This is a genomic window from Caulobacter sp. FV2ye17ST (genome assembly GCF_058680955.1).
Genome location: NZ_CM178727.1, coordinates 3,786,327 through 3,807,699, shown reverse-complemented (window position 1 = coordinate 3,807,699; position 21,373 = coordinate 3,786,327). Strand labels below are relative to the sequence as shown.

The 21,373-nt window shown below is 68.1% G+C and carries 24 protein-coding genes; 11 read left to right on the top strand and 13 right to left on the bottom strand.

Annotated features, from left to right (window positions below):
- Positions 1-9 precede the first annotated feature (9 nt).
- Complete coding sequence (locus ACW17V_RS18245; RefSeq protein WP_492106461.1) at positions 10-642, bottom strand: LemA family protein; 633 nt, start codon at positions 640-642, stop codon at positions 10-12.
- An 82-nt stretch (positions 643-724) separates the two neighbouring features.
- A complete protein-coding gene (locus tag ACW17V_RS18240) occupies positions 725-2,026 on the bottom strand; it encodes an acyl-CoA dehydrogenase family protein (RefSeq protein ID WP_492106460.1) in 1,302 nt (433 codons plus the stop codon).
- A gap of 133 nt (positions 2,027-2,159) precedes the next feature.
- Here ACW17V_RS18240 and ACW17V_RS18235 point away from each other — a divergent pair, with 133 nt between their 5' ends.
- From ACW17V_RS18235 to sugE, 11 genes are all read left to right on the top strand, one after another.
- On the top strand, positions 2,160-2,582 hold the full coding sequence (locus tag ACW17V_RS18235; RefSeq protein WP_492106459.1) for a hypothetical protein: 423 nt from the start codon (positions 2,160-2,162) through the stop codon (positions 2,580-2,582).
- A gap of 255 nt (positions 2,583-2,837) precedes the next feature.
- Positions 2,838-3,155, top strand: a complete 318-nt coding sequence (locus tag ACW17V_RS18230) for a DUF8200 family protein (RefSeq protein WP_492106458.1) — start codon at positions 2,838-2,840, stop codon at positions 3,153-3,155.
- A 139-nt stretch (positions 3,156-3,294) separates the two neighbouring features.
- Positions 3,295-3,546 (top strand): hypothetical protein, encoded by a 252-nt coding sequence (locus tag ACW17V_RS18225; RefSeq protein ID WP_492106457.1) that lies wholly within the window; start codon positions 3,295-3,297, stop codon positions 3,544-3,546.
- 179 nt (positions 3,547-3,725) lie between these two features.
- On the top strand, positions 3,726-4,280 hold the full coding sequence (locus ACW17V_RS18220) for a F0F1 ATP synthase subunit delta (protein ID WP_492106456.1): 555 nt from the start codon (positions 3,726-3,728) through the stop codon (positions 4,278-4,280).
- A 52-nt stretch (positions 4,281-4,332) separates the two neighbouring features.
- Positions 4,333-5,865 (top strand): F0F1 ATP synthase subunit alpha, encoded by a 1,533-nt coding sequence (gene atpA, locus ACW17V_RS18215; protein WP_492106455.1) that lies wholly within the window; start codon positions 4,333-4,335, stop codon positions 5,863-5,865.
- 33 nt (positions 5,866-5,898) lie between these two features.
- On the top strand, positions 5,899-6,777 hold the full coding sequence (locus ACW17V_RS18210; protein WP_492106454.1) for a F0F1 ATP synthase subunit gamma: 879 nt from the start codon (positions 5,899-5,901) through the stop codon (positions 6,775-6,777).
- A 56-nt stretch (positions 6,778-6,833) separates the two neighbouring features.
- A complete protein-coding gene (atpD, locus tag ACW17V_RS18205) occupies positions 6,834-8,447 on the top strand; it encodes a F0F1 ATP synthase subunit beta (RefSeq protein WP_492106453.1) in 1,614 nt (537 codons plus the stop codon).
- Positions 8,447-8,695: a hypothetical protein gene (locus ACW17V_RS18200; protein ID WP_421736276.1), complete on the top strand. Its 249-nt coding sequence runs from the start codon at positions 8,447-8,449 to the stop codon at positions 8,693-8,695. Before atpD ends, ACW17V_RS18200 begins: the two co-directional genes overlap by 1 nt.
- Positions 8,695-8,955 (top strand): ATP synthase F1 subunit epsilon, encoded by a 261-nt coding sequence (locus ACW17V_RS18195; RefSeq protein ID WP_492106452.1) that lies wholly within the window; start codon positions 8,695-8,697, stop codon positions 8,953-8,955. The genes ACW17V_RS18200 and ACW17V_RS18195 overlap by 1 nt, the downstream gene beginning before the upstream one ends.
- A gap of 203 nt (positions 8,956-9,158) precedes the next feature.
- The gene (locus ACW17V_RS18190; protein WP_492106451.1) at positions 9,159-9,833 is read left to right on the top strand and encodes a hypothetical protein; all 675 of its coding nucleotides are present in this window, start codon (positions 9,159-9,161) and stop codon (positions 9,831-9,833) included.
- Between the two features lie 120 nt (positions 9,834-9,953).
- Complete coding sequence (gene sugE, locus ACW17V_RS18185) at positions 9,954-10,277, top strand: quaternary ammonium compound efflux SMR transporter SugE (RefSeq protein ID WP_492106450.1); 324 nt, start codon at positions 9,954-9,956, stop codon at positions 10,275-10,277.
- On the opposite strand, the gene ACW17V_RS18180 is transcribed toward sugE, so the two are convergent.
- The 11 genes from ACW17V_RS18180 to ACW17V_RS18130 form a co-directional block, all read right to left on the bottom strand.
- Positions 10,278-11,027, bottom strand: coding sequence for an alpha/beta hydrolase (locus ACW17V_RS18180; protein ID WP_492106449.1), 750 nt, complete (start codon positions 11,025-11,027; stop codon positions 10,278-10,280). It lies immediately after the preceding gene.
- A gap of 54 nt (positions 11,028-11,081) precedes the next feature.
- A complete protein-coding gene (locus ACW17V_RS18175; RefSeq protein WP_492106448.1) occupies positions 11,082-12,536 on the bottom strand; it encodes an alpha/beta hydrolase in 1,455 nt (484 codons plus the stop codon).
- 26 nt (positions 12,537-12,562) lie between these two features.
- Entirely contained in the window at positions 12,563-13,048 is a 486-nt protein-coding gene (locus ACW17V_RS18170) for an RNA pyrophosphohydrolase (RefSeq protein WP_492106447.1), read from the bottom strand.
- The gene (locus ACW17V_RS18165; protein ID WP_492106446.1) at positions 13,045-14,223 is read right to left on the bottom strand and encodes a divergent polysaccharide deacetylase family protein; all 1,179 of its coding nucleotides are present in this window, start codon (positions 14,221-14,223) and stop codon (positions 13,045-13,047) included. The genes ACW17V_RS18170 and ACW17V_RS18165 overlap by 4 nt, the downstream gene beginning before the upstream one ends.
- A gap of 95 nt (positions 14,224-14,318) precedes the next feature.
- Entirely contained in the window at positions 14,319-15,704 is a 1,386-nt protein-coding gene (locus ACW17V_RS18160) for a S41 family peptidase (RefSeq protein WP_492106445.1), read from the bottom strand.
- Positions 15,705-15,817: 113 nt separating this feature from the next.
- Positions 15,818-16,867 (bottom strand): murein hydrolase activator EnvC family protein, encoded by a 1,050-nt coding sequence (locus tag ACW17V_RS18155; RefSeq protein ID WP_492106444.1) that lies wholly within the window; start codon positions 16,865-16,867, stop codon positions 15,818-15,820.
- Positions 16,868-16,883: 16 nt separating this feature from the next.
- On the bottom strand, positions 16,884-17,348 hold the full coding sequence (gene rlmH, locus ACW17V_RS18150) for a 23S rRNA (pseudouridine(1915)-N(3))-methyltransferase RlmH (protein WP_492106443.1): 465 nt from the start codon (positions 17,346-17,348) through the stop codon (positions 16,884-16,886).
- Complete coding sequence (locus ACW17V_RS18145) at positions 17,345-18,757, bottom strand: alpha/beta fold hydrolase (RefSeq protein ID WP_492106442.1); 1,413 nt, start codon at positions 18,755-18,757, stop codon at positions 17,345-17,347. Before ACW17V_RS18145 ends, rlmH begins: the two co-directional genes overlap by 4 nt.
- Positions 18,758-18,885: 128 nt before the next feature.
- A complete protein-coding gene (gene rsfS / locus ACW17V_RS18140) occupies positions 18,886-19,317 on the bottom strand; it encodes a ribosome silencing factor (RefSeq protein ID WP_492108827.1) in 432 nt (143 codons plus the stop codon).
- Positions 19,318-19,413: 96 nt separating this feature from the next.
- A complete protein-coding gene (locus ACW17V_RS18135; RefSeq protein ID WP_492106441.1) occupies positions 19,414-20,070 on the bottom strand; it encodes a nicotinate-nucleotide adenylyltransferase in 657 nt (218 codons plus the stop codon).
- Positions 20,036-21,310: a glutamate-5-semialdehyde dehydrogenase gene (locus ACW17V_RS18130; protein ID WP_492106440.1), complete on the bottom strand. Its 1,275-nt coding sequence runs from the start codon at positions 21,308-21,310 to the stop codon at positions 20,036-20,038. Before ACW17V_RS18130 ends, ACW17V_RS18135 begins: the two co-directional genes overlap by 35 nt.
- Between the last annotated feature and the right edge of the window lie 63 nt (positions 21,311-21,373).

The following is a 21,373-nucleotide window of genomic DNA, read 5'->3' as shown; positions in this document are numbered from 1 at the left end:
GGTGTTCACTTACTGGGCCGGAGCCGAGGCCGGCGGGGCCGCGTCGAAGCTGACGGTCGGGGCCGACTGCGCCGCGGCCGTGGCCTGGAACAGCTGGGCCGGCTTCTGGCTGGAATACATCGTCTTGGCCCAGATGATGCTGGGGAAGGTCCGCAGGGTCGTGTTGTATTTCTGGGCGGTCTGGTTGTAGTCGCGCCGGGCGATGGTGATGCGGTTTTCCGTGCCTTCCAGCTGGCTTTGCAGGGCCATGAAGTTCTGGTTCGACTTCAGGTCGGGGTAGTTTTCCTGGATCATCATCAGTCGGCCCAGCACGCCCGACAGCTTGTCCTGGGCGGCGGCGTACTGCTGGAAGGCGGCGGGATCGGTGATGGTCGAGGCGTCGACCTTGACCTGGGTGGCGCTGGCGCGGGCCTGGGTCACCTCGACCAGGACGCCCTTTTCCTGGGCCGCGTAGCCCTTCACCGTGGCGACGAGGTTTGGCACCAGGTCGGCGCGGCGCTGATACTGGTTCTGCACCTCGGCCCAGGCGGTCTTGGTCGCCTCGTCCTGGGTGGGAATGGTGTTGATCCCGCAGCCGGCGAGACCGGCGGCGAGCGAGACGACCAGCGCGATCCGCGCGGCGGTTTGGGCGAAGCGGTTCATTCAGGCCTCCAGGCGAGCAGCATCGAGCTCGCATATCCCTGTTAGATAGCGCGTCCGTTGATCTGCGTCAGGCCGCCCGGGATTAAACCTTCTCCATTTCCGCGAAGGTTTTGCGTCGCGGACCCAGATAGCCGAACAGCCAGGCGGCCACCTTGCGGATCTGGATCTCCTCGCTGCCCTCGGTGATCCGGTAGCGGCGGTGGTGGCGATAGATGTGCTCGAACGGCTTGTGGCGCGAATAGCCGATGCCGCCATGCACCTGCATGGCCCGGTCGGCCGCCTCGCAGACCAGGCGGTTGGCCTGGTAGTTACACATCGAGACCTTGTCGGAGAGGCGCTTTTCCACCTCCGGCTTGCTCATCTGGTCCATTTCCCAGGCGGTCTTGCGGATCAGCAGGCGCAGCATCTCGGCCGTGCTGGCCAGTTCCACCAGCGGGAACTGGATGGCCTGGTTCTCGGCCAGGGGCTTGCCAAAGGGTTTGCGGATCCGGGCGTACTTGACGCTCTCTTCGATGCAGAAGGTCGCCGCGCCCAGGCTGGAGGCGGCCTGGCGGATGCGGTTCTCGTGCACGAAGTGCTGGGCCAGGGAGAGGCCGCCGCCCTCGGGGCCGAACATGGCGCTGTCGGGGACCCACACATTGGTGAAGCTGACCCGCGGGTGGTCGGTCGGCATGTTGAAGGTCCAGAGATATTCCTCGATCTTCACGCCCGGCGCATGGGCCGGGACCAGGAAGGCCGTGATCCCCTTGGCCGAACCATCCTCGCCGTCGGTGCGGGCGAACAGGCAGCAGTGGGTGGCGGCGTGCATGCCGGTGGTCCACATCTTCTCGCCATTGATCCGCCAGCCAGCCTCGCCCTTGTGAACCTCGCGCACCGCGCGGGTCTCCATGAAGGTGGCGTCGGAGCCATGGTCGGGTTCGGTGAGGCCGAAGGTCGGGCGGAAGGCGCCCTTGTCGAGCATGTCGGTGATCAGGTGCTGCTGGTCGGGGCGGCCGAAGTCGCGGATCATCAGCACGAACGGATTGTTGCCGACGATCGAGTGCTCGTTCTGCAGGTCGTTGAACAGGCCCAGGCCCTTGCTGGCCAGATGCTCGCGGATCACCGCCATCCAGAGGTTGGAGCCGTCCTGGCCGCCAAATTCACGGGGCAGGGCGAAGCGGTAGTGGCCGGCCGCGTCGGCCAGCTTGCGGGCCTTGCCGAGAAGTTCTTCCCACTCGTGGCGGGGCAGGCCGCCGCCGTCCCAGTCGGTGCGGGCCCATTCGCGGCGGTGGTCAAAGAAGCGCTCATTGTCGTCGCGGGCCTGCAAGGGCGCGATCTCGTCCGCGATGAACTTGTCGAGCACGGCCAGATAAGCAGTCAGTTCCGGCGGTAGGGTGAAGTCCATGGCCTAGCCTCCCTGCGGTGTTTTCTTTGTCTTGGCGGCGAGTATGCGCGGCGTCTGGTCGCAGCCAAGCCTGCCGCTTGGGAATACCGTCGTTCTTAACCGGCTTTTGACCAACCCCTGCTAGCCTGGCCTCATGTTCACCCTGGCCACGGCAGCGATCATCGGCGCGGCGCTCGGACTTTTCGTCCGACCCAGGCTGCTGGGCGTGCTGGTGGCCGTGCTGCTGGCCGTCGCCATCGAAGGCGGCGTGCTGTTGCTGATCGGCATGCTGGACGACCAGCCCAATCGCGAACTGCTGATCGGCCGCCTGGAGGCGGTGTTCGGCGAAGGCGTCACCGGGGCGGTTGGTCCGGTCGCGGCGGCCTTCATCGGCGCGGTGCTGGCGGCGCTGATGGGCAGCTTCTCCGATCCGGCCTCGCCTGTTCTCGTCACCGCCGACCAGCTGCGTCGCAAGGCCGGCAAGAACGGGCGCTATTCGCGGGTCGAGGGCATGGTCGAGGAACGGCAGATCCACGCCAAGGCCGAAAGCCGTATCGACTCCATCCTCGGCCTCTAGCGAGCCGGCGGGGGTCTGGCCGGGCGTCCGCCCGGCTCACCGAGATCGCGAAAAACGCGCCGTTTCTTAAAAAGACGCAATGCGAATAAATTTCACTTGCGCAATCGCCTATCACTGATATCTAAGCAGTGCTTAGTTCAGCTTTGTCGCGTCGGTGGGGATACCGACGCTTGCATCCCCGAAGCCTGAACGACCAGTACGCTTTTCGCCGATCATCGATCTTTGCTCAACTCCCCTGAACGCTGGAGGGCTCCCATGAAGCTCCGTACCCTTGCGGCTGTCGCCGCCCTGTCCGTTTCCATGTTCGCGGGCGCCGCCCTGGCCGATGGCCGCGTCGCCGCCGCTCTGGAAGCCCCCGTCGCCGCCAAGACCAAGATCGTCGCCGGCGGCGCCGTGTTCGTCTGCGACGGCGCGGAATGCGTTTCGACCTCGGCCCCGTCGCGCGCCATCACGGCGGCGTCGTGCAAGGCCCTGGCCAAGGAAGTCGGCCGCGTTTCGGCTTTCGGCGGCGAGACCAAGTCGCTGGACGCCGAAGACCTGGCGCGCTGCAACGCCTCGGCCAAGGCCGCCTGAGCCGCCTCTGTTTAGTACCCGGACGCGTTGGGACGATCTTTGTCCTGTCTGGCTGTTTCCTCGAGCATTCCCCTGATGGGGCGGCGGGCCTGTCCCGCCGCCCTTTTTCTTTTCGCCGATCCTGCGTAGTTGAACGTTCATGAGCACGACCCTCGCCGCCCAGCTGGAAGCCGCCCTGCGCGATATCGCCGGCGCTGAAACCCGTCCCTCGTCCCTGACCGTCGACTACGGTCCGGACGGTCCCGAGGGCGAGTCCGGCGACGACCTGGCGGTGCGCGCCTGGGTGGAGCGCTCGACGCGCAGTCTGGTGTTCGCGCAGGGCGAGGCCCGGCGCCGCAACGGAACCCTCGCCGCCGCCGCGTCGGCGGTGTTTCGCCGCGTCGGGGCCTGATCGCGCCCCTTTGGTTGCGACTGCGAAAAGCCCGTGTTATCAGGCGCGCGGCTTCGGACGGGGTGGCGCATCAGCGCCGGCCCTCCATGCGCTTTTTTCAAGCGTGCTCAAGCCTTTAAGCCGGGACAAGGGTTAATCTTCTTGTCCGCGGCCATTGCAACGCACCGGGCGGATACCAAGTGGCGGACGAAACCAAGGCGACGGATGCGGGTCAGCGCTATGCGCAGTCCCTGTTCGAACTGACGATCGAAGGCAATCAACTGACCAAGGTCGAGGCCGACCTGAAGTCGCTGAAGGCGATGTATGCCGACAGCGCCGATCTGCGCCGCCTTGTCGCCTCGCCCGCGTTCTCGTCGGAAGACAAGGCCAAGGGCCTGGCCGCTATCGCCAAGAAGGCCGGCTTCCAGCCCCTGACCAGCAAGTTCATCGGTCTGGTGGCCACTAATGGCCGCGCCGGCGACCTGATGGGCGCGATCACGGCCTTCGCCGAAATGTCGGCCAAGCACCGCGGCGTCGTCTCGGCCGAGGTGATCTCGGCCACCGCACTGACCGCCGCCCAGCTGAAGGGCGTGCAAGCGGCCCTGGCTTCGGCGCTGGGCAAGACCCCCGAACTTTCGACCCGTGTCGACGCCTCCCTCCTGGGTGGCGTCAAGGTGCGCGTCGGCTCCCGCCTGTTCGATGCTTCGCTCCGTTCGAAGCTCGATTCCCTGAAATTCGCCCTGAAGCGCGCCTAACCCTCTATAAGCGCGTCAAAAGATAAAAATCGCAGAGAGCCCAAGTACAGCCATGGACATCCGCGCCGCCGAGATTTCGGCCATCCTCAAGTCGCAGATCGCCAATTTCGGCGAAGAAGCCGCCGTCTCGGACGTCGGCCAGGTGTTGTCCGTCGGTGACGGCATCGCCCGCATCTACGGTCTGGACAACGTCCAGGCCGGCGAAATGGTCGAGTTCCCGAAGGCCGGCGTGAAGGGCATGGCCCTGAACCTCGAGCGCGACAACGTCGGTTGCGTGATCTTCGGTCAGGACCAGGCCATCAAGGAAGGCGACGAAGTCCGCCGCCTCGGCGAGATCGTCGACGTTCCGGTCGGCCGTGGCCTGCTGGGCCGCGTCGTCAACCCGCTGGGCGAGCCGATCGACGGCAAGGGCCCGATCGTTTCGACCGAGCGTCGCCGCGTCGACGTCAAGGCTCCGGGCATCATCCCCCGCAAGTCGGTGCACGAGCCCGTGCAGACCGGCCTGAAGTCGATCGACACCCTGATCCCCGTCGGCCGCGGCCAGCGCGAACTGATCATCGGTGACCGTCAGACCGGCAAGACCGCCGTCGCCATCGACACCATCCTGAACCAGAAGGCCGCCAACGCCGGCAAGGACGAGAGCGCCAAGCTCTATTGCGTCTATGTCGCCATCGGCCAGAAGCGTTCGACCGTCGCCCAGATCGTCAAGACGCTCGAAGAGCACGGCGCCCTGGAATACACCATCGTCGTCGTCGCCTCGGCCTCCGAGCCGGCCCCGCTGCAGTACCTGGCTCCGTTCTCGGGCTGCGCCATGGGCGAGTGGTTCCGCGACAACGGCCTGCACGGCCTGATCATCTATGACGACCTTTCCAAGCAGGCCGTCGCCTACCGCCAGATGTCGCTGCTGCTGCGCCGCCCGCCGGGCCGCGAAGCCTATCCGGGCGACGTGTTCTACCTGCACTCCCGCCTGCTGGAACGCGCCGCCAAGCTGAACGAAGACAACGGTTCGGGCTCGCTGACGGCGCTGCCGATCATCGAAACCCAGGCCAATGACGTGTCGGCCTACATCCCGACCAACGTGATCTCGATCACCGACGGCCAGATCTTCCTGGAAACCGACCTGTTCTATCAGGGCATCCGCCCCGCCGTGAACGTCGGTATCTCGGTGTCGCGCGTCGGTTCGTCGGCCCAGATCAAGGCCATGAAGCAGGTTGCCGGCGCGATTAAGGGCGAGCTCGCCCAGTATCGTGAAATGGCCGCCTTCGCCAAGTTCGGTTCGGACCTCGACGCCTCGACCCAGAAGATGCTGGCCCGCGGCGAACGCCTGACCGAGCTGCTCAAGCAGCCGCAATATTCGCCGCAAGCCGTCGAAGAGCAGGTCTGCGTGATCTACGCCGGCACGCGCGGCTACCTCGACAACATCCCGACCTCGTCGGTGCGTCGTTTCGAGACCGAGTTCCTGGCCCGTCTGCACAGCCAGCACAAGGATCTGCTGGACGGCATCCGCACCAAGAAGGCCCTCGACAAGGATCTGGAGAACACGCTGAAAAGCGCGCTCGACACCTTCTCGTCGACCTTCGCCTAAGCCCCTCGGAACGCTCGGAGAGAGTAGCGCCGAATGGCCAGCTTGAAGGAAATGCGCAATCGGATCTCGAGCGTCAAAGCGACGCAAAAGATCACGAAAGCGATGCAGATGGTGGCGGCAGCCAAGCTACGCCGGAGCCAGGACGCGGCCGAGGCCGCTCGTCCCTACGCCCGGCGCCTGGCTGCGGTGATCGCCAACCTGGCGGCCGGCGTGTCCGGCGACGGGGCTCCGGCCCTGCTGACCGGCACCGGTCGCGATGATCGCCATCTGGTCATCGTCGCGGCGGCCGATCGGGGCCTCGCCGGCGGTTTCACCTCGTCGATCGTGCGGGCCTCGCGCCAGCACATCGACGGGCTGATCGCCCAGGGCAAGGACGTCAAGATCGTCTGCGTCGGCAAGAAGGCGACCGTGCAGCTGCGCCGGCTGTATGCCGACCGCATCGTCGAGAACTTCGACCTGTCGGCCTATCGCCAGTTCACCCTGTCGGTGGCCCAGCCGATCGCCGACGTCGTCACGCGCCTCTATGAGGCCGGCGACATCGACGTGGTCACGCTGTTCTACAGCCGCTTCAAGTCGGTGGTCACCCAGACCCCGACCGCGCTGCAGCTGATCCCGGCCGTGGTCGACGGTTCCGCCGCTCCGGCCACTGGGGCTTCGGCGGTCTATGAGTATGAGCCCTCGGAAGAGGCCATTCTCGAGACCCTGCTGCCGCGTAACCTGACGGTCCAGATCCTGTCGGCCCTGCTCGACAACATGGCCGGCTTCTACGCCAGCCAGATGACGGCGATGGACAACGCCACGCGCAACGCCGGCGACATGATCAAGCGCTACACCCTCGAATACAACCGTTCCCGCCAGGCCCAGATCACCAAGGAGCTGATCGAGATCATCTCCGGCGCCGAAGCCGTCTGATCAAAAGCCTAACGTAAAAAACGCACGCACGAGCACGCACGAAAGACCCGCACGCCATGGCCAAGACCCCCGCTAAGGCTCCCGCCGCCGCCGCCAAGCCGGCAGCCGTGAAGCCCGCCGCCGCCCCGAAGGCAGCCGCCGCCGCCGCTCCGGCCGCCAAGAAGCCCGCCGCCCCCAAGGCCGCGGCTCCGAAGGCCGCGCCGAAGACCACCCAGGCCGCTCCGGCCGTCATCGGCGCCGCCACCGGCAAGCTGGTGCAGGTCATCGGCGCCGTGGTCGACGTCGAGTTCACCGGTGAACTGCCGGCGATCCTCAACGCCCTGGAAACCGTCAACATCGCGACCGGCCAGCGCCTGGTGTTCGAAGTCGCCCAGCACCTGGGTCAGAACACCGTCCGCGCCATCGCCATGGACGCCACCGAAGGCCTCGTTCGCGGCCAGGCCGTGCGCGACACCGGCGAGTCGATCCGCGTTCCGGTCGGTCCCGGCACCCTGGGCCGCATCATGAACGTCATCGGCGAGCCGATCGACGAGCAGGGCCCGATCCAGTCGGACATCTTCCGCACCATCCACCGCGACGCGCCGTCGTTCGCCGAGCAGACCAACACGGCTGAAGTCCTGGTCACGGGCATCAAGGTCATCGACCTGATGTGCCCCTACACCAAGGGCGGCAAGATCGGCCTGTTCGGCGGCGCCGGCGTCGGCAAGACCGTGACCATGCAGGAACTGATCAACAACATCGCCAAGGCTTACGGCGGTTATTCGGTTCTGGCCGGCGTGGGCGAACGCACCCGCGAAGGCAATGACCTGTATCACGAGATGATCGAGTCCAACGTCAATGTGGACCCGAAGATCAACGGCTCGACCGAAGGCTCGCGTTGCGCCCTCGTCTACGGCCAGATGAACGAACCCCCCGGCGCCCGCGCCCGCGTGGCCCTGACCGGCCTCTCCATCGCTGAATATTTCCGCGATGAAGAAGGCAAGGACGTGCTGCTGTTCGTCGACAACATCTTCCGCTTCACGCAAGCCGGCGCCGAAGTGTCGGCTCTGCTGGGCCGCATCCCCTCGGCCGTGGGCTATCAGCCCACCCTGGCCACCGAGATGGGCAACCTGCAGGAGCGCATCACCTCGACCAACAAGGGTTCGATCACCTCGGTCCAGGCCATCTACGTGCCCGCCGACGACCTGACCGACCCGGCGCCCGCCGCCTCGTTCGCCCACTTGGACGCCACCACCGTTCTGTCGCGCGACATCGCCGCCCAGGCCATCTTCCCCGCCGTCGATCCGCTGGACTCGACCTCGCGGATCATGGACCCGCTGGTCATCGGCGAAGAGCACTACAACGTGGCCCGTTCGGTCCAGGAAGTCCTCCAGCAGTACAAGTCGCTGAAGGACATCATCGCCATCCTGGGCATGGACGAGCTGTCGGAAGAGGACAAGCTGACGGTCGCCCGCGCCCGCAAGATCCAGCGCTTCCTGTCGCAGCCCTTCCACGTGGCCGAGCAGTTCACCAACACCCCCGGCGCCTTCGTCGCGCTGAAGGACACGATCCGCTCGTTCAAGGGCATCGTCGACGGTGAATACGACCACCTGCCGGAAGCCGCCTTCTACATGGTCGGTCCGATCGAGGAAGCCGTGGCCAAGGCCGAAAAGCTGGCGAGCGAAGCCTGATGACCGACGAACACGATCTGGTCGGCTTCTGCTGCGAGGAGCTGGAGGACGCGGTCTCTTCGGACCCGGCCGATGCGCTCGTCCAGCATGACAGCGGCCTGATCCTGCTCAACCTTGGCGAACGGGAAGAAGAGGGCGAGACCGGCGTCGTGCTGGCCACCATCCGCTTCTGCCCGTTCTGCGGCACCGAGATCCAGACCGACGAAGACGTCGAAGCGGCCCTCGGCGACGTGGAGATCGTGGAATAATGGCTAAGCTGCACTTCTCTCTCGTGGCTCCGGAACGCGAACTGTTCTCGGGCGACGTCGATCTGGTCCAGGCTCCGGGAACCGAAGGCGACTTCGGCGTTCTGGCCGGCCACGCTCCCTTCATGACGACGCTGCGCGAAGGCCGCGTCACCGTGAAGGACGGCGCGACCACCAAGCTGTTCGACATCCAGGGCGGCTTTGCCGACGTGGGTCCCGACGGCCTGACGATCCTGGCCGAGCACGCCGTCGAAGCCGCCTGACGGCTTCGAACTGATTCGAGGAAACGCCTCCGTCCTGCCCAGGGCGGAGGCGTTTTCGCGTCTGGGGGGAAGCTGCGCGACGTCAGGACGCAGGAATTTACACTTGTGGCCCAATCTCCGTCGCAATCTGTCGCCATAAGGGTTGCGAGGGACTGTCTGTCGGTTTTAATGCCGACCTCTTGCCTGATGGGGATATCTCGATAATGCGCCTCGCGCTCGCCAGCCTGATCGCCCTCGGTGTGGTTTCGACCGCCGCCGTCGCCCAGGAGCAAACCGCTCCGGCTCCTGCCGCGCCCGCGCAGGAAGCGCCGGCTCCCGCTCCGGCCGATCCGGCCGTGCCGGTCGTTCCGGCGCCGCCCGCCGCCGCTCCTGTCGACACCTATGTCGAGCCGGTTCGCCCGCCCCCCACGACCGATCCGGTTTCGCTGCAGCTGCTGAGCGTTCTGGACCGGGTCTGCAAGCCGGCCGTGGTCGGCGGCGACTTCCAGGCCCTGGTCAAGGCGGCCGGGCTGAAGAAGAAGAAGGAACAGTGGGTTCTGGACCTGGGCAAGCCCTTCCAGATCGCGCTGGACAATCCCGGCTCGAACAAGAACGTCTGCACCATCACCATCCAGTACGCCCAGGGCGACACCCAGGCCCAGGCTCTGGCCAGCGCCCTGCACGACTGGGCCACCTGGGAAAACAGCCCGCAGCTGCGCCTGATCCGCAACGACCAGGTGGTCAGCAGCGACTTCCGTCGCTTCACGGTGTCCTGGGATGACAACTGGGCCAGCGGTCACGCCGGTCTGGTTTACATGCGCCTGAAGAAGACCGACGGCTCGCCCGTGGGCAAGAACTTCGAGCAGGCCCAGATCCTGTACAGCACCACCAGCCGCTAAGGCCGGAGCGGGAGGCTTGCCCTCCCGCCATGCTGTCCCATATCAACGGAAGGCGCGGGGACGACCCCGCGCCTTTTGCCGTTTCCGGGGACGCCCCCACTCAAAAAAGTGGAGCAGGTCATGGCCTGGATCATCCTTTTCATCGCGGGTCTGTTCGAGATCGGCTGGGCCGTGGGCCTGAAATTCACCGAGGGCTTCACCCGGCCGATCCCGACCGCCCTGACGGCGATAAGCCTGGTGCTGTCGATGGGCCTGCTGGGCTGGGCGGTGAAGACCCTGCCGCTGGGCACGGCCTATGCGGTGTGGACCGGCATCGGCGCGGTCGGCACGGCCATTGTCGGCATCGTGGTCTTCAAGGAGCCGGCGACGGCGGCGCGGCTGGCCTGCCTGTGCCTGATCGTGGCGGGTATCCTGGGGCTGAAGCTGTTTACGCCAGCGACGTAACTAGGCCGCCACCCGCCCCTCGGCGCTGATGAAGTCCAGGCAGCGTTCGGCGACGGCTTCCCAGCCCGGCTCGCCTGGCAGCCAGTGGCTCATCTGGGCGAACACCTCGACCGATCCGTTTAGCCGCGCGGCGGTCTGGCGGACGGTGGCCGTGGGATGGATGACGTCCCGGCCGCCGGCGATGGCCAGGGTCGGCGCGCCCGAGGGCGTGGCGCTGGTGGTCATGAACGGGTCGAGCCACCAGTTGAGGGTCTCCCACAGGGCGCGACCGCTTTCGGGCGTCATGCGGGCATACAGGGCCTTGCGCTCGGTGCGCTCCATCCGGTCCAGGCTGTAGCGCTTGACGACGCCGTAGTCGGGATCGACGGCCTGCAGCCAGTAGGGGCCCAGGGCATAGAGGCTGACGGCCGAGACCGCCTCTTCCAGGCTGGCGCCCGGCACGCCCCAGGGCGGCGAGGGGGCCAGCAGTATCAGGCGCGAGACCTTGGCCCGGGCGGCCGCCATCTGGGCGACCAGGCCGCCCATCGAGTGGCCGATCAGGATCGGGGGTTCCTCGCAGGTCGCGCACAGGGCGGCGATCTGCTTGGCGTAGTCGGTCATGGAGCGGCCGGCGACCGAAGCCTTGCCGTCATGCCCCAGAAGATCCGGCGTCAGCACCGCATGACCGGCGGCCTCGAAAGGCTGGCGGAAACTGTCGAACGTCCAGCCGCCGCAGAAGGCGCCGTGGACCATGATGACCGGTGCGGGCATGGGCGCCTTTCGAACGCCGTCGGCGAAGCAGCCGACGGCGCGAGCTTACACGCTCTATTTGGGCTTCGGCGAAGATTTGGCGGGCTTCGTTGTCGCAGCCGGCTTGGCGGCGGCGGCGGGCTTTGCAGCCGCCTTCGGCGCGGCCTTGGCCGGAGCGGCCTTGGCGGGCGCGGCCTTGGCCGGTGCCGCCGCCTTTGCCGCCGGCGCCTTGGTCACGGGAGCCTTGGCCGGAGCCTTCGGCGTAACGGCCTTCGCAGCCGCCGACTTCGCGGCCGGAGCGGGCTTCGGCGCGGCGGCCTTGGGCTTGGCCGGGGCCTTGGCGGCGGGCGCGGCGACCTTGGCCGGAGTGGCGACGGGCGCGGCCTTGGCGGGAGCCTTCGGCTTTGCGGCTGCTTTCACGGCGGCCGGGGCAGGCTTTGCCGCGGCCTTGGCCGGAGTCGCCTTGGCGACGGCGACGGGCTTTACGGCCTTTGGCGCGGGGGCGGGTTTGGCGGCGGCGGCTTTTGGAGCCGCCTTCACGGGGGCAGCTTTCGGCGCGGCCGCCTTGGGCGGGGCAGCGGGCTTGGCCGCCTTGGGGGCGGGGGCAGGCTTGGCGGCCTTCACGGGCGCGGCTTCGGCGACCGCAGCGGGCTTGGCCGGAGCCGGGGCAGCCTTGGCTTTCGGCGCGGGCGCCGCCTTGGGCGCGGGGGCCTTCTCGACGGCGGCGGCCTTGGCCGGCGCGGGCGTCAGGGCCTTGTTCTTCAGCCAGCCGATAACGTCGCCCAGAATGACGTCCGTACCCGGCTCGTCGATCAGCCAGTGAGCGTTGTTGGGATATTCGACATAGTCGCCGCCGACGGCGGAATATTTCTGGCCCACCAGGCGCAGATCGTCGACGGGCGTGGTGCGGTCCAGGGCGCCGGCCACCACCAGAACGGGGACCGTGACCTTGTCGACATCGACATGGGCGGTCTTGTTGGGATCCTTGTCGGGCCAGGCCAGGTCGGCCAGCACGCGGCCGGAATCGTGGACCATCTTGGCGTACAGGGTGTCATGCCGGCTGGCGGGCACGGCGTTCATCACGCCCCACTTGAAGCCGGTCTTCCACTGCTTGACCGTCTTGGTCTCGGGCTTGGACATCAGCACGGCGTTGAGGAAGGCGAACACCGGCGACAGCTTGGGCTTGCCGCGTGCATCGGCGGGAGAGGCCGGCGAGAACAGCACCGCGCCGGAAACCAGGCCGGCCTCGGCCAGCTTCTGGGCGATCAGGCCGCCCATCGAATGTCCGAACACGATCGGCGCTTCGCCGTCCTGCTTGGCCAGGGACGCGGCCAGGGCGCTCATGTCGGCGACATAGTCGGCGAGGCTGAGACCGGCCAGACCCGCGCCCGGCGCGGCGACCTTGCGCTGGTCGGCGCGGATCGTGGGCGTCTCGACCCTGTAGCCCTCGGCGGTCAGGCGTTCTGCGACGGGACCCCAGCAACTGCTCGCGCAGCCATAGCCATGGATCATCAGGACGGTCTTGGCCATGCCGATCGTTCTCCCTGTGGAAGCGATCAGTCGCCCGCCACGAACCTTCCGAACGCGGCGACCACTTGTTCGTAGACCCCGCGTTTGAAGGGTACGATCAGTTCGGGGGTTTCGTCGAGCTTTCCCCACGTCCAGGCGTCGAACTCGACCTCACCATGGGCTTCGAGGTCGATTTCGCTCTCGTCGCCGATGAAGCGAAAGGCGAACCAGACCTGCTTCTGACCCATCCAGCCGCGCGCCATCTTGGAACCGGCGACCTCGGGCGGGAAGTCATAGGAGATCCAGCCCTCGGTGCGGCCCAGCAGCCGGGCGGAGGTGACGCCGGTTTCTTCGGCCAGCTCGCGCAGGGCGGCGTCCAGCAGGTCTTCGCCCTTGTCGACGCCGCCCTGGGGAAACTGCCAGTTATAGGGCGGGGGCTGCTGGTTGCGGCGGCCCAGCCAGACGCGGCCATCGGGATGAAACAGCACCACGCCCACATTGGGCCGGTGGCGCGGGAGGTCCTCGGAAGTCATCGGCGGGTCAGGGCCGAGGCCGGCGCCAGCTGCATCCCACGCGCCGACAGGCCGTTGGCCCAGGCGCGCACCTGGTTGATCGTCACCGGATAGGCAAAGCCCGAACCCATGGACTGGCCCCGGGCGCTGGCGCCGGTTTCCAGGGCGCGCAGCTGGGCGTCGATGGCGGAGGCTGACAGCTCGTCGTCGATCACCCGGTCGGCGGAGGCGCGCGGGATCGATCCGCCGCGCCGCGCGGCCAGGCCGTCGTCGACAAAAGCCAGGCCGCGGGCCTTGAGGGCCGCGTTGAAGGTGTTCATGGCCGCGTCGGAGTCGACGAACCGGGCGCCCAGATAGTTGCTGAGGCCGAAATAGCCGGTGGCGCGCGACATTAGCCATTCCAGCTTGCGCACGGTGTCTTCGGGCCGGTTGGCGGCGATCAGGGTGTAGGGGCCCGGGTCATTGGCCGGATAGTCGGCCGGCTCCATCGGGGTTTCCAGCAGCACCTCGTGACCATTGGCGCGGGCTAAGTCGATCCAGCCCTGCAGGCCCTCGGCATAGGGGGCGAAGGACAGGGTGATCTCGGGCGGCAGGGTCTCGATGGCCGCGCGGGTGGTCTGCGGGTTCAGGCCCAGACCGCCGATGACCACTGAGACCTTGGGGCGGCCGCTGGCGGTGAACGGACGGGCATAGGCCTCGGCGGCGGTGCGACCATTGGCGGCGATGATCGGCAGCTGGGCGCCGCCGGGGCCCGGACCGGCCAGGCCGGCGATGGGGGCCTGCGGTAGGGATCCGCCGGCGGTGGGGATGACGCCGGGGCCTTCGTCGCCGGGGAAAGAGATCGAGGCCTCGACCGGGCTGTCGACAATGGGCTTGGCCGAAAGGTCGAAGGTGTCGGGCTTGAACGCGGCCTCGTGCTCGCTCTCGTCGGCGAGGGCTTCTTTCCAGCCCTCGGGGGCGTTCTTGGTCGCGCCGATCTTGGTCAGCTCGACCCGGATGATCGGCGCCCCGGCCTTGGGATCGCCGGTGACCAGAACCAGGCCCGCCAGGGTGATCATGAACAGACAGGCGGCGCCGCTGGCGGCGATATAGGGATTGGACACAGCCGCCATCAGGCGGGCGCGCAGGTCTCCGCTCGCCTCGGGCGCGGGGGCCGAGGCGGCATAGGCGGGCTTGCGAGAGAACATGGCGGCCATGGAGCGAACCCTAGCCGGCAAGCTTCAAATTTATGGTTAACAAAGGGCTGCGGCGAATTGGCCCCCATCGCGAGGATGGGGGCCGAAACGCGAGCCTATTTCTTTTCGATCGGCGGCTTGCCCATGGCGGCGGCCCTGGCCGTCACCTCGGCGATCTTGGCGGCCGGCTTGGGCATTTTCGGCGTCGCGGCGACCGAACCGGCCTGCAGCACGGCGAGAGCGCGTTGCAGCTGGAAGTCGCCCTTCTTGTCGTCGAAGGCGGTCGGCGGCGCTTCGGCCGGAGTGTGGGCGCCCTGGCGGGCCTTGCCCTCGTCGGCATTGAGCGCGTTCTTGAAGCTGGCCTCGCTGAACCAGACGCGGTTGGCGATGTCCTGGGCCTGGTCGCGGGTCTGGGCGACCTCGAGGTCCGGGGCGATGCCGGTCTTCTGGATCGAACGGCCCGACGGCGTGAAATAGCGCGCCGTGGTCAGCTTCAGGGCGCCGTCGGCGCCGCCACGCAGCGGGATCACGGTCTGGACCGAACCCTTGCCAAAGCTGGTCAGGCCGACCAGTTCGGCGCGCTTGCGATCCTGCAGGGCGCCGGCGACGATTTCCGCAGCCGAGGCCGAGCCCTGGTTGATCAGCACCACCACCGGCAGGCCGTTCAGCAGGTCGCCCGGGCGGGCGTTGTAGCGCTGGATATTGCGGGGATCGCGGCCGCGCTGGCTGACCACTTCGCCGCCGTCCAGGAACACGTCGGCCACGCCCACGGCCTGGTCGAGCAGACCGCCGGGATTGTTGCGCATGTCCAGGACCAGACCCTTCATCTTGGGGTTCTTGGCCTTCAGGTCGTTGATCGACGACACCAGGGCGTCGGTGGCCTTCTCGTTGAAGCCGGGCAGGCGAACATAGCCGTAGTCGCCCTCCATGCGGGCGATGGCGGCCTTGGGCTTGATCACTTCGCGGATCAGCTTGACGTCGAAGGGATCGGTCTTTTCACGGGCGATGGTCAGGGTGACCGCCTCGCCGGCGATGCCGCGCATCTGCTTGACCGCCTCGTTGACGGTCAGGCCCAGAACGCTCTGGCCGTTGACGGCGGTGATGTAGTCGCCCGCCTGGATGCCGGCCCGCGAGGCGGGGGTGCCGTCCATCGGCGAGATGACCTTGACCACGCCCTCTTCGCTGGTGACCTCGATGCCGAGACCGCCGTATTCGCCGCGGGTGGTGTCCTGCATGTCCTCGAAGCTGTCGGGGGACAGGTAGCCCGAGTGCGGGTCGAGGCTGGTCAGCATGCCGTCGAGGGCCGCCTCGATCAGCTTCTTGTCGTCGACCTCGGCCACGTACTGGTCTTCGACCGTGCCCAGCACGTCGCCGAACAGTTCCAGCAGCTTGTAGGTCTTGGTCTTGGGCGGGATGTTCGCCTGGGCGATGGGACTGAGATAGGCCATGGTCCCCGCGCCGAGGACAAAGGCCGAAACTCCGATGAGCAGGTACTTGCGCATTAGGCCTGGAAGGCTCCCTGGCGACGCATGAAGCGCCGCGCTTTTGATGTCTCTATCTCGACCATCCCAGCCGAGAACGTCCTATTTGCGGCCATCATTACTGAAAAAGCCGTCTACGGCGACCCCTGCTTCAACCAGCGCTCCGGATCGACCGGAACGCCCTCTTCGCGGACCTCCAGATAGAGCTCCGGTTCGGAGGATACACGATCCGCCATCTTTCCGATCGGGGCTCCGGCCGCGACCGATTGTCCGGGGCTGACCGAAACCTGATCCAGGCCGGCCAGCACCAGAAGATAGGCGTCCTGCGCGCGCAGGATAAGCACCACGCCCCAGCCGTTGAGCGCGCCGGCATATTCGACGGTCGCCGCCGCCGGACTGGTCACCGTCCGCCCTTTTTCCGTGCGGATCGACACGCCGGACGCGCGGCCGCCGGCCGGCAGGGTCGAGCCAAAGCGGCTGGTGATCCCGCCCGGCGCCGGCGAGGCCAAAGTCAGGGGCCCGGTCGGGGCGCGGGGCGTCAGGCCGTCGGTCAGGGCGCCCAGGGTGCGCAGCTCGCTGGCCTCGACCAGGGCTTCCTGGGCGAAGGCGCGCTCCAGCCGGGTCTTTTCGATGATCAGGCGCTCGATCTCGCCCTTGCGGTCGGCGACCACGCTTTCGGCGGTGAACAGCTCGGCCGCCGCCGCCGCCGCCTCGCGGCGAAGGGTGCGCACCGCCACGGCCTGGCGCGAATAGGCGTCGGCCCGGCGCTGCAGGTCCGGGGTCATGGCGCGGATCAGGATGGCGGCCCGCACCGCGTCGCGGGCGTCGCCGGGGCTGACCAGCAGGGCCGGCGGGGGATTGCGCCGGAACAGCTGCAGGGCCGACAGCAGCCTGGCCATGCGGTGGCGGTCGCGGCCCAGATCGGCCAGCACCCGGGCTTCGCGGGCGTTCAGGGCTTCCAGCCGGGCGCGCTTGAGGTCGACATTCTCGCCGGCCGAGACCCGGGCGTTGTCCAGGCGCGACAGCTCGCGACGCAGGTCCTCGATCTCGCGGCGGGTGTCGATGGCGGTCTGGCGGTCGCGCATCCGCTGCTGGTCCTGACGCGCCGCGACCACGCCGCCCGCCGACAGGGCGATGACGAGCGCGGCGAGGGACAGCAGGACGGGCGAGGGGCGGCGAAGCATCTGGCCCTGTCTAACCCTAGTCGCGGTGATAGGGCGAGCCCGCCAGGATGGTGACGGCGCGATAGATCTGCTCGGCCAGCATCGCCCGGGCCAGGGCGTGCGGCCAGGTCTGGGGGCCGAAAGCCAGGGTTTCGTTGGCGCTGGACAGGATCGCGGGATCCAGGCCGTCGGCCCCGCCGATCAGGAACACGACCTTCCGCGTCCCATCGTCGCGCAGCCGGCCGATATGCTCGGCGAAGGCGCGGCTGGGCCGAACCTTGCCGTGCTCGTCGCAGGCGATGACATAGGCGCCCTCGAGATGCGGACGCAGCGCCTCGGCCTCGGCGGCCTTGCCGGGCTTCCTGGCCTCGACCTCGATGATCTCGGCCGGACCCAGGGCCAGGGCGCGGCCGGACGCCGTGGCGCGGGACATGTAGTCCAGCGCCATCTGCGCCTCGACCATGCGGCCGAGCTTTCCAACGGTGAGGATGGTGAGCTTCATTCCAGCGAGCATGTGCCACGAACGGCCCGTTTCGTCGCCACGAAAGCCTTGGCGGACGCGACGAAGCAGTCGGGCGCGGTGAGCAGCAGGAAGTGCGGTCCGCCCCTGACGATCGTCAGGCCCACGCGGCCGGCCGGCTTGAGGCGCGCGATCTGGGCCTGGGCGCCGGCCAGGGGTGTCTTGGGGTCGAGATCGCCCTGCAGCACCAGCAAGGGCGGGAGTTTTGCGGGCGCCTTGGCGAACCCGCTGTCGCGCGGATAGGCGTTGCTGGCGCCGCCGATCAGCTGTGCGGGCAGCGAACTCGAGAACAGCAGGCCCGAAGCCTCGGCGTCGATCTGGGCCTTGGTCAGGTCGGGCCGGGCGTTGTTTTCCGAGGCGCTGATCAGGCTGACCAGCGGGATCGACATCGAAGACTGCTCAAAGCGCATGAAGTCGCCGGCGAAGGCCTCGAGCTCGGCTTTCGCCTTGAGGGCCGGAGCGGGATCGCCGGCGCGCAGGGCGGCCAGGATGGCGGGGATCTGCGCGCGCTGGGCGGGATGGTCGAGCAGGGCGCCGAAGAACAGCTTGGGCTTGCCGCCCGGGACCAGGGCCGCGAGCCTGGGGTCGTCGACCACGGCCTGCATCGCCGCCACTGCCGAGCCGCCCAGCCGGGTCCGGCACGCCTTGTCGGCGTCGCAGCGCGCCAGCACCTGGCGGCCGACAGCGTCGACCACGGCCGAGCGATGGCTGAGGTCCAGCGTCGTCGTGTCGTCGGGCGGAACCAGCGAGTCGAGGATGACGCCGTCCACACGCCTGGGCGGCGCGACCGCCAGGGCCCGCAGCACCAGCTGCGTGCCATACGAGACGCCGTACAGGATCGTCGGCCTGTCGCCGCCATAGCGATCCATCAGGGCGCGCAGGTCGCCGGCGGCGTGGGTGATGGTGAAGGCCCTGGCGCGCGGCGCTGTCAGGGCTGAAAAGCAGGTGCTCCACTCGGCGCCGCTCAACGCCATTCCGCCTGGACCTTCGGGCGCCTCCTCGGTCGGACACAGCCGCGTGGAGAAGCCCGTCCCGCGATGGTCGGGGATGATCAGGTCGTAGCCCGGGAAGGCCGCCCGCAAAGGTTTCAGCAGCGGATAGAAGCTGGCGCCGGACTCGCCCGGTCCGCCTGCGACCAGCCAGACCTGACCCCGCGACGGGCCCTGGGCGGGGAACTGGCGGACGAACAGCTGGGCGTCACCAAGGTCCGGCTCCGCGGGACTGAGCGGCGCCTGGAAGCGCGCGCACAGCGATCCCGTCAGGGCACGGTCCCTGGCGGCGTCGGCGCAGGGCGCGAAAGCGTCGGAGGCGGAGTCGAAGGGCGCGGCCAGGCCGGGGCCGGCGATTGCGGTCAGCCATAACGCGGCGGCCGCGAAAACAGGGGGTTTCATCCGTCACTCCAGAGGAGGGCGCACGATGAAACACCACGCCGGTCGGCGCAGCTTAAGCTTTCGTCATGTGGGGAAAGCGCGGCCCGCCGCTCACCGTCTGGCGAGCTGGCGGGGCCGGTCTCGAACGATCAGTTCGAGGCGATGCGGTGCGGGGCGTCGATCGCCCAGATCTTCTCGATATTGTAGAAGGTGCGCACTTCGGGACGGAACAGGTGCACGACCACGTCGCCGGCGTCGATCAGGACCCAGTCGCAGTGCGGCAGGCCTTCGACCCGCGCCTTGCCGAACCCGTTTTCCTTGAGGGCGCGGATGATGTGGTCGGCCAGGGCGCCGACGTGACGGTGCGAACGGCCGGACGCCACGATCAGGCTGTCAGCCACCGAGCTCTTGTCCGTCAGGTCGATGTGGACGATGTCCTGGGCCTTGTCGTCGTCGAGGCGCGACAGGATCAGGGTCTCCAGAGCCTTGATGCTCTGGTCCAGACTGAGGTCTGGCTTGTGGGTCGAGGACTCGGCGGTCGCCGTGTCATCGTGCGCAATTTGCGCGGGGTCGCTACGCAGCGGAAGTACTCCTTATGGGGTCGCGCGGGTTCTCCTCATAGCATGGATGAGTCGAAAAGGTGAGGGGTTGCGTGCAGCAGCGCTTCAGCGCGGATTTCAGGGCGTCTTGTTGAGGCGTTCGCGCATCGCCGTCGACGAGGCGAAGTTCAGCGGGCCGGTCAGATAGACCCAGGCCGGGGCGGTCTGGTCGGGCAGGGTGGCGGCGGCGCTGGCGGGCTTGCGGGCATGGGCGAAACGCCGCGCGGCCGGCGAGGTGCGCGACTTCAGCCCCGCCCAGGGCCGCGAGATCACCGCCACCGGCACCTCGCGCATGATCTGGGTCCAGCCCCGCCAGCGGTGGAAGCTGGCCAGGCTGTCGGCGCCCATCACCCAGACGAACTTCACGCCCGGATAGCGCGCCCGCAGCACCCTCAGCGTGTCGATCGTGTATTGCGATCCCAGCCGCGTCTCGGCGTCGGAGACGATCATCGAGCTGCCCCGCGCCCACTTCCGGGCGGCGGCCATGCGCTGGGCCAGGGGCCGCGTCTCGGCCGAGGATTTCAGCGGGTTCTGCGGCGAGACCAGCCAGATCACCTTGTCGAGGTTCAGGCGATGCAGGGCCGTCTCCGCGACGTGGGCGTGACCCTCGTGCGCCGGATTGAAGCTGCCGCCGAACAGCCCGACGCGCATGCCCGGCTCCAGATGGAAGCCGAGACGCTGCGCGCTTGGCCGGCCGGCCTCAGGGACGAGTCTGGCCGGTCCCGCGAACCACATATTTGAATGTCGTCAATTGCTCGGCCCCAACCGGACCGCGGGCATGGAGTTTGTCTGTGGCGATGCCGATCTCGGCCCCGAAGCCGAATTCTCCGCCGTCGGCGAACTGGGTGGAGGCGTTGATCAGCACGATGGCGCTGTCGACCTCGGCCGCGAAGGCCTCGGCGGCGGCGGGGTCCTGGGTGACGATCGCGTCAGTATGGCCCGAGCCGTAGCGGGCGATATGGGCCGCCGCCCCGGCCACGCCGTCGACCACGGCCACCGACAGGATCGGGGCCAGGTATTCGGTGGTCCAGTCGGCGTCCTTGGCCTTCTTCATGGTCGGCTCGATGGCCAGGGCGGCGGCGTCGCCGCGCAGCTCGCAGCCGGACCGGATCAGGGCGTCGGCCAGCAGCGGCAGCAGGCTGTCGGCGATGGCCCGGTCGACCAGCAGGGTCTCGGCCGAGCCGCAGACCGACACCCGCCGCATCTTGGCGTTGACGGCGATGTCGATGGCCTTTTGCGGATCGGCCCCGGCATGGACGAAGACGTGGTTGAGGCCTTCCAGATGGCCCAGCACCGGGGCGCGGGCCTCGGCCTGCACCCGGGCCACCAGGCTCTTGCCGCCGCGCGGGATGATCAGGTCGATGGTCCTGTTCAGGCCGCTCAGGATGCAGCCGACGGCGGCGCGGTCAGAGGTGCCCACCGCCTGGACGGCGCTGGCGGGCAGGCCGGCGCTCTTCAGGCCCCGCACGATGGCGGCGTGGATGGCCAGGCTGGAGGCGAGGCATTCCGACCCGCCGCGCAGGATCACGGCGTTGCCGGAGCGCACGCACAGGGCCGCGGCGTCGGCGGTGACGTTGGGCCGGCTCTCATAGATCATGGCGATCACGCCGATCGGCGTGCGCACCCGGGAAATGTCCAGCCCGTTGGGCCGGGTCCAGCGCGCGGTGGCCACGCCCAGCGGATCGGCGATGGCGGCCACGGTCTCGACGCCCTGGGCCATGGCTTCCAGCCGGGCGTCGTCCAGCAGCAGGCGGTCGAGCATCGGGCCCGAAAGGCCATTGGCTTTCGCCTGGTCGATGTCTTTGGCGTTGGCGGCGAGGATGCGGGCGGCGTCCTCGCGGATCGCTTTGGCCATGGCCTGGAGGGCGGCGGTGCGCTGCTCGGCCGAGGCGAGACGCAGGGCGCGCGCGCCCGCGCGGGCGGCCTCGCCCATCGCGATCATCTTCGCCTGCAAGCTGACGCCCGCGTCGTCCATCTGCCTCACCCTCCCAAGGATATGCTCAGGTTGAGCCTTACCTAGGCGCTTTCGCCGCGAGGG